Annotated in this window: 11 protein-coding genes; 10 read left to right on the top strand and 1 reads right to left on the bottom strand. The window is 32.7% G+C overall.

Features of this window, described 5'->3' with window-relative positions; genetic code table 11:
* Positions 1 to 1,828: 1,828 nt before the first annotated feature.
* On the bottom strand, positions 1,829 to 2,116 hold the full coding sequence (locus ACFILO_RS08540) for an H-NS family nucleoid-associated regulatory protein (RefSeq protein WP_015857007.1): 288 nt from the start codon (positions 2,114 to 2,116) through the stop codon (positions 1,829 to 1,831).
* Between the two features lie 128 nt (positions 2,117 to 2,244).
* On the opposite strand from ACFILO_RS08540, the gene ACFILO_RS08545 reads away from it, so the two are divergent.
* The 10 genes from ACFILO_RS08545 to trwL (ACFILO_RS08590) form a co-directional block, all read left to right on the top strand.
* Entirely contained in the window at positions 2,245 to 2,859 is a 615-nt protein-coding gene (locus ACFILO_RS08545) for a hypothetical protein (RefSeq protein WP_375678136.1), read from the top strand.
* Complete coding sequence (locus tag ACFILO_RS08550) at positions 2,859 to 3,488, top strand: TrwN protein (RefSeq protein ID WP_375613159.1); 630 nt, start codon at positions 2,859 to 2,861, stop codon at positions 3,486 to 3,488. Before ACFILO_RS08545 ends, ACFILO_RS08550 begins: the two co-directional genes overlap by 1 nt.
* Before the next feature lie 117 nt (positions 3,489 to 3,605).
* Positions 3,606 to 3,905 carry a KorA family transcriptional regulator gene (gene korA / locus ACFILO_RS08555; protein ID WP_015857010.1) on the top strand — a complete coding sequence of 100 codons (300 nt, stop codon included), beginning with the start codon at positions 3,606 to 3,608 and terminating at the stop codon, positions 3,903 to 3,905.
* Positions 3,868 to 4,185: a VirB2 family type IV secretion system major pilin TrwL gene (gene trwL, locus ACFILO_RS08560; RefSeq protein ID WP_375668652.1), complete on the top strand. Its 318-nt coding sequence runs from the start codon at positions 3,868 to 3,870 to the stop codon at positions 4,183 to 4,185. The genes korA and trwL (ACFILO_RS08560) overlap by 38 nt, the downstream gene beginning before the upstream one ends.
* Positions 4,186 to 4,325: 140 nt before the next feature.
* Positions 4,326 to 4,649 (top strand): VirB2 family type IV secretion system major pilin TrwL, encoded by a 324-nt coding sequence (gene trwL / locus ACFILO_RS08565; RefSeq protein WP_375668651.1) that lies wholly within the window; start codon positions 4,326 to 4,328, stop codon positions 4,647 to 4,649.
* A 76-nt stretch (positions 4,650 to 4,725) separates the two neighbouring features.
* Positions 4,726 to 5,040, top strand: coding sequence for a VirB2 family type IV secretion system major pilin TrwL (trwL, locus tag ACFILO_RS08570; protein WP_375678137.1), 315 nt, complete (start codon positions 4,726 to 4,728; stop codon positions 5,038 to 5,040).
* Between the two features lie 76 nt (positions 5,041 to 5,116).
* The gene (gene trwL, locus ACFILO_RS08575; protein ID WP_375668650.1) at positions 5,117 to 5,437 is read left to right on the top strand and encodes a VirB2 family type IV secretion system major pilin TrwL; all 321 of its coding nucleotides are present in this window, start codon (positions 5,117 to 5,119) and stop codon (positions 5,435 to 5,437) included.
* A gap of 123 nt (positions 5,438 to 5,560) precedes the next feature.
* Entirely contained in the window at positions 5,561 to 5,869 is a 309-nt protein-coding gene (gene trwL / locus ACFILO_RS08580) for a VirB2 family type IV secretion system major pilin TrwL (RefSeq protein ID WP_375668649.1), read from the top strand.
* Between the two features lie 123 nt (positions 5,870 to 5,992).
* Positions 5,993 to 6,307: a VirB2 family type IV secretion system major pilin TrwL gene (trwL, locus tag ACFILO_RS08585; RefSeq protein WP_375678138.1), complete on the top strand. Its 315-nt coding sequence runs from the start codon at positions 5,993 to 5,995 to the stop codon at positions 6,305 to 6,307.
* A 58-nt stretch (positions 6,308 to 6,365) separates the two neighbouring features.
* Positions 6,366 to 6,591 (top strand): VirB2 family type IV secretion system major pilin TrwL (gene trwL / locus ACFILO_RS08590; protein ID WP_375678139.1); only part of this gene is annotated, 226 nt, incomplete at its 3' end.

Consider the following 6,591-nt stretch of genomic DNA (forward strand, 5'->3'; position numbering starts at 1 on the left):
GCTTATAAAAGTTTTAAATGATTACCTTCTTATAGGATACTATAACAACTTTAGATTTTGCGCTCCCCAATTTTGAGGACTGCAAATCTTGTGTTTTTATCATGCGATTAACAATCCAATCATTAAAACAAGATGTGATCTTTAAACGTATGTTATCGATAATTCCAAACAACTAAATTTTTAAACAATGCGATTTTGAGTGATAAAAACGTATCATAAAATTTATGAACTGTTATAAATGATAGCTGCTTTTCATTTCATTTGAATGCACCCATGCGTTATAATATTTACATCATGATTTGCTTTTTATGGTCTATTCATACATGGCAATCTTATATAAAAAATGGTCAAATGAATCATGCATAAAAGGATGGATTCTTGAGTGGATTCATATAAAATAATTGCAAGCAAACTATTGACTTTATTGTGTTTTTTGATATTATACTGAGTAAATATCTCAGAGAGGTTGTTGCTTTATATCACCACACCTTAAAAGAAGCCATTTCACGGCATAATAAAATAAACAAGACTTTTTAGCACACAACACTTTTATTTATAATAATAAGTTCATTGTTCTCATATTGAGTGAGAAATCTAAAGATCATAAAATACCCTTATTTCAAATCTCTCTCATGTTGAAGCAATCAAAATCATTCGCTTGCACATCACAAGTGAGAGTGTCGTATAAATAAAAACAATTAAACAAAGCAACAAAAAGCCTCCCTCTCTCAAGAACTAAGGACTTTAGCAATATTGGAGGCGAGTAAAGTGTATAATGGCACCGGCTTATACTTTTTATTGAAGTAAAAATGGTGGTGTACAATGGATTTTATATGCTCATAGGGGCTTTTACGTTATACTATTCACGAGAAGCGCCATAAAATAAGCTTCGTTGCATTGAAAAACTTTTCTTTTAAAAAAGCGCGTAAATTGGAAACACAAATGTATTCCGTTTGGGGCATTCTGTTTCTCAGACAAACTCTTTAACTTATTGTGGAATACCACACAATTTTAGAAAAAATATTCCGATATATAACAAAGTGTTCCGCACTCTATACCATCACACACAATTGTAAACCTGCATACCCCCCTATTTCACACCATAAAAGAAGATAAACCGCAATAGAAATGATCCAATCCTTTTATTTTCAAATACACTCTTTATTCATTATTCATAAACGCTCATAAATGAATTTTAATCACAAACGCTCAGAAATATGTCATAAATTCTATAAAACCCATAACAGCCATAGAAATTTTCCATTTTTCTACACACTCACTCATCTCAACTAAACGAACGATAAATAAAGTAAATGCCTCATATATAATCTTACAGAAAAAAGACCAAACAAAATCTATAACATCAGGCTTGTTCTACAGAACAGTATTTCAAAAATATAAGTATGCTAATTTATTAACATATTAATTGATAAAATTATCATTTTACATATTGAGTTAAAATCCCTATGCAATAAATTATTCTCATTTCGACCATTTTTGTAAATAATCAATAAAACTATTTATTTACATAGACTAAAAAGAGCAACGTTAATGAAACGATAAAAAGAAGTAAAATATCCCCCCTCTCTCACATGCCAAAAGCAATTACAATATTCCAATCTGGCATCATCATTATGCTTTCCAGATTATAACAACAAGACCTTTTGCATTTAAATAAACTTTTTCACGCTCCCTATCATTGTATTTGGTAACTCAATACTTTAATATATTAGTTCAGTATGTTTATACAATTAAATTACCCAAAAGAGCATACTTCTTGCATTTACATTCCTTGGTATTCCCTTATCTTGTAAAGATCGCACACGTGTTACGTTACTTCGAGTTCATCAAGTGTATACCCATTCTCCAACCACTCTTTAATCCACTTAGGTCTACGTCCACGCCCATTCCATAATTCCCATTGGTTATTGGGATTTCTATAATGGCGCTCTTTGCTCACAAGATCAGCGATATCAATTCCATGGGCATTAGCAATTTCAAGAATTTTTCGTCGCGCATTTTGCTTTTCCTTTGCTTGCCGTTTTTTTAATTCCACATCGATTTGTGTACGCATCTCTTGTAGTTCATCAAAATTCATATTTTTGAGATCATTCACCTTAATTACTCCCCTTGCAAAAAAGAATATTTTCTTGCCATATTTTAAACACAATTATAGACAATTTCTGTCTATTTATTATCGAAATTAAAATTACGATACATATATCACTTTGACGGAGATGTGCTTTGGACCACAAAGAGCTGTTTATTGGTATATCAATTACCACCACTGCATCTTTTTTCAGTTCAATTGCTGGAACTACTAAATGCAGTGCTCAAGCACCATTACACCTCTCTGAATCTTATGAATCAGTAGTCAAAAGTAAATATAAATCGTCACTCTATAAGTTATGGCAATACGCAACAAAGAACAAGCCCTCTCTGTATAATGATAGTGTAGTTCATTATGACAAGAAAACCTCCCCTCATACACAACGGCTTTTTACTTCGTATAAATTTTTTTTGAAAAGATTTTTGCAACTAGAGGATTATATAAAACAAGCAGCTTCAATACAGTATCAAAGATTATTATTTTTTAAAAGCAGCGCCTTTCTTCGTGATTCGAATAATATTGGTTGGCGCAATGTGCTCTATTTTATTCCACACTTTTATCTTGTTGGTTGGATATTCGCATATATTAGAAATATTCTTAGAAGAAAACAAAGCAATAATCACAAGGAATATTCTAAGCTAAACAATCTCATTCTGCAAATTTATAAAATCAAAAGACAACGAGAAAAAGCACAACACAGAATTAGCATTTGTATTAATAAAATTCTTCGTAATAAGGTGTATTGCTAATGATTGTTCCAGATTTCACATTTTTTGCTGCTGCATACATATCCAATACGCCCCCCATAGCATTTTCAGTTATCGCCAAACAAGAAGCGCGGGACAATGTCTATGTAACAGATGATAAAGATAACTTCTTCTATCAATCATCTCAGCTTAAGGAAACAATCGCAACAGCTGAACAGAGTGAACATAATTTTAACATAATTTTAGGGCAAATTGGTGTTGGAAATGTGAAATTGTTTTCTCTTTTTGATGCATTTGATTTTTGCAGAAATCTTACAGCTGCACAAAGCGCTTTAACTTACTGCTATGAACAAACAACATCAAAGTGCGTCTTTGAAAAAGCGACTTTGCAGTCTGTGCTGAATTTTTACAATACAGAAAACTCAAGCCACACCCGTATGCAAAAAGTTACTTCATATATTGGAGTAAAAGCTGCTGTACGAGGAAATGAAGACTTGCAGGAGCCTGTAAAGCTTAAAAAAGAAGAACCAGAACAGACAACTAAAGTAGATTCTCTTTCTCTCTCTTCAAAAGGAGAAGAAGATGCATTTACACATAAAGAAAGTAGCGCCAGAGATGCTTTTTCAGCTGAAGATTTTTCTTCATCGAGAAGATCACTGAGTGATGACTGATATTTTCACGAAAACCTAGAATTTTGATAGGATATTATAATGAAAGGTAGATAAGAAAATGTTAAAGCTCTAATTAGTAAGATTGAACAAAATCTCTTCTAATTGAGGGCAAAGATAATGAAAATGATAGAACAAAACAGCGTTGATATAGCATTTAGTCAAAAAGCAGCACGTGAGATTACAGTCGTGATGCTTTCAGAGAGAGAATGGTATTTCACGTTTATTTCTGATGATCCAATCACCGGAAAGCCAAATAAATATACGTTACTTACACAAAGAGGAAAACTAAGAACTTGGGCTGATCCAAAATATCTTTTTAAGTTTCTTCATGAACGAGGGGTCATTTGTGGGAGTTTTAATCTTAATCAGGATAAAGAACATGAAACAATTAAATATTCTTCACACAACAGCTCGTAATAAAATTGCTGCATTTTCTACAGCTTTAACTGTATTTTTTATGACCAATCCTGTATCTGCCCAAGCAGCGGGTTTAGATCCTGCAAAAAAAGCTTTAGAACTGCTTCAAACAGATTTAAAAACGATTATCCCTATCGCTGCTGCCGTAATACTTTTGTGCTTAGCAATTGGTTATGCAGGGCGCTATATCGGAAAAGACACATTTGTACGGTGGGCAATCGGTGTTGTTATCGCTGGTTCAGCAGCTGAACTTGCTGATTTATTATTTAAATCCACCTAATAAATCTTTTGAAACATGAAATGCTTCTTTCGTAAAAAAGAAATTTAGGTTTCACTGCTTTTATTTCACATCAATAAAATTATTCCTTATTTCATGGAAAAACTACTTACGCCAAATGCAATTTGATAAGGTTGAACAATATGAGGACATTAATCAATTTTCAATTGAACGATAATAATAATAAAATTATCGCAACCTCTGCAGCTTTAACTGTATTTTTTATGAACAATCCCGTATGGGCTCAAGCAGCACAAGGTTTGAAAAACGCAGATACAGCTTTAAAAGCGCTCCAAAAAGACTTGAAAGGAATTATCCCTATTGCTGCTGCCGTTATACTTTTGTGCTTAGCAATTGGCTATGCAGGGCGCTACATCGGAAAAGATACATTCGTACGGTGGGCAATTGGGGTCGTTATCGCAGGTTCAGCAGCTGAACTTGCAAATATGTTATTCATAAAAGCGTAATGAGAATGACTATTAAAGTTATACTGTATAAAACATCTTTTTATTCTAAAGAACAATTTAAATTGAGATAAACAATATGAAACAATCAAAAATTCTTCAAACAATAATTCGGAATAAAGCTACTAAAACTTCTGCAGCTTTAACTGTGTTTTTTATGTCGAAACCTGTGTATGCTCAAGCAAAATTAACAAATGCAAAAACTGCTTTAGAGGGACTCCAAACAGACTTAAAAACGATTATCCCAATTGCTGCTGCCGTTATACTTTTGTGCTTAGCAATTGGCTATGCAGGGCGCTACATCGAAAAAGATACATTCGTACGGTGGGCAATTGGGGTCGTTATCGCTGGTTCAGCAGCTGAACTTGCAAATATGTTATTCATAAAAGCGTAATGAGAATGACTATTAAAGTTATGCTGTATAAAATATCTTTTTATTCTAAAGAAAAATTTAAATTGAGATAAACAATATGAAACAATCAAAAATTCTTCAAACAATAATTCGGAATAAAGCTACTAAAACCTCTGCAGCTTTAACTGTGTTTTTTATGTCCAATCCTGTGTATGCTCAAGTAACATTATCAAATGCAAAAACTGCTTTAGAGTCTTTACGGGACGACCTCATTAAAAATATTATCCCTATTGCTGCTGCCGTTATCCTCTTGTGCTTAGCAATTGGTTATGCAGGGCGCTATATCGGAAAGGATACATTTGTGCGCTGGGCAATTGGCGTTGTTATTGCTGGTTCAGCAACCCAACTTGCTACAATGCTATTTACAGGTAAACCATGAATAAATATAATACAAAATGTTTTTAATGTAAAAACTCATCTAATAATTATTAACATAGAAAAATGCTATTCTGTTTATAATATTAAATATAAAGCATTCATAAGAACTTAATACGAGTAAAATATGCAAAAACTAATCAACCTTAAATCAAAAAATAATAAGAAAATCGCCACATTTTCTGCAGCTATGACCGCATTTTTTGTAACAAATCCTGCATATGCAGCGTTAAATAATGCTAAAACAGCTTTAGAAACTCTCAAAACAGATCTTACTACCAATATTATTCCTATTGCTGCTGCTGTTATACTTTTGTGCTTAGCAATTGGTTACGCAGGACGCTACATTGAAAAGGATACATTTATACGATGGGCAATTGGTGTTGTTATCGCTGGCTCAGCAACCCAACTTGCTACAATGCTATTTAAACAATGAATAAATATAATACAAAATGTTTTTAAGGTGAAAATTCATCTGATAATTATTAACATGGTAAAATGCTATTTCATTTATAATAGTAAATACAAAGCATTCATAAGAACTTAAGAAGAGTAAAATATGCGGAAACTAATTAATCTCCAATCAAAAAATAATAAGAAAATCGCTACACTTTCTGCAGCTATAGCTGCATTTTTTATAACGCATCCTGCATATGCAGCAATAGATAATGCTAAAAACGCTTTAAATGCTCTGCAAAACGATCTTACTACCAATATTATTCCTATTGCTGCTGCTGTTATACTTTTGTGCTTAGCAATTGGTTACGCAGGACGCTACATTGAAAGGGATACATTTATACGATGGGCAGTCGGCGTTGTTATCGCTGGCTCAGCAACCCAACTTGCTACAATGCTATTTACAGGTAATCCATAAGTAGTTATAATACAAAACGTTTTTAATGTAAAAACTTACATAATAATAAGAGTAAAATATGCAAAAACTAATCAACCTTCAATCAAAAAATAACAATAAAATCATTGCAATTTCTGCATCTATAACTGCGTTTTTTATAACGCATCCCGCATATGCAGCAATAGATAATGCTAAAAACGCTTTAAATGCTCTGCAAAACGATCTTACTACCAATATTATTCCTATTGCTGCTGCTGTTATACTTTTGTGCTTAGCAATTGGTTACGCAGGACGCTACATTGAAA

Source organism: Bartonella sp. AP72JLCBS, assembly GCF_042195705.1.
In the GTDB taxonomy this organism is placed as follows: Bacteria; Pseudomonadota; Alphaproteobacteria; order Rhizobiales; family Rhizobiaceae; genus Bartonella.